The sequence below is a fragment of the Streptomyces sp. CAI-85 genome (assembly GCF_013363615.1).
In the GTDB taxonomy this organism is placed as follows: Bacteria; Actinomycetota; Actinomycetes; order Streptomycetales; family Streptomycetaceae; genus Streptomyces; species Streptomyces antibioticus_B.
Map to the genome: position 1 here is coordinate 1 of NZ_JAANNX010000231.1, position 758 is coordinate 758.

1 protein-coding gene and 1 tRNA gene are annotated in these 758 nt (G+C 68.5%); both read right to left on the reverse strand.

Annotated elements, in window-relative coordinates; genetic code table 11:
• Nucleotides 1-9 precede the first annotated feature (9 nt).
• A tRNA-Val gene (locus G6W55_RS37975) sits at nucleotides 10-81 on the reverse strand.
• Nucleotides 82-166: 85 nt separating this feature from the next.
• Nucleotides 167-607 (reverse strand): TIGR02611 family protein, encoded by a 441-nt coding sequence (locus tag G6W55_RS37980; protein ID WP_033238344.1) that lies wholly within the window; start codon nucleotides 605-607, stop codon nucleotides 167-169.
• Nucleotides 608-758: the final 151 nt, after the last annotated feature.

The window sequence follows — 758 nt, forward strand, 5'->3', positions numbered from 1 at the left end:
GTCCCGGGGTGGGCGATACTGGGTTCGAACCAGTGACCTCTTCGGTGTGAACGAAGCGCTCTCCCACTGAGCTAATCGCCCGGGCGCAGAGAGAACATTACCGCATGTCAGCGGGTGCCCCCGACACCCCCGCGCGCACCGGCCGGACGGCCGGCACAGGCCGGGCTCACCAGGTGATGTTCCAGGGCATCGTCAGCCCGAAGCGCCACAGGTACAGGGCACAGAGCGCGGCGCCGATCACCACGGCGACCGAGGTCAGGATGAGGTTCCGGCGGCGGACCTTCGGGTCGAGCGCGCGCTGGGCCGCCTCGGTGACCTTCCGGCGCGTCCAGCGCAGCGCCAGTTGCGCCCAGACGAACTCCGTGGACCAGATGGCCATGCCGGCGAAGATCACCAGCCATCCCGGCCCGGGCAGGGCCAGCATCAGCACACCCGCCACCACGACGGCCAGGCCCACCACGAAGACGCCCACCTGCCAGCTCAGGTGCAGGGTCCGGCTGCGCCGGATGAACCGCGGCGCCCGCGACCCGAGCCGCCGCTCGGGCTTCTTCTGCGCCTCACCCTCCGCCACCGCGGTGGAACCGGCGTCGTCACTCCCCGTATTCATGAGGACAAACGTACCTGACGCGCACACCTCGCCGGAATGACCGCACCCGCGCCGAATACTCGGCCGTACGAGGTATCTCAACCTTCGCAAAATGCCCAGAGGGGTTTACAACGGCACCGTAGGTGGCATGTCGATTTCGCCGACGTGCGAA

Coding starts and splice junctions, on each gene's coding strand:
- G6W55_RS37980 (WP_033238344.1), bottom strand. CDS start 607: ATGAATACGGGGAGTGACGACGCCGGTTCCACCGCGGTGGCGGAGGGT.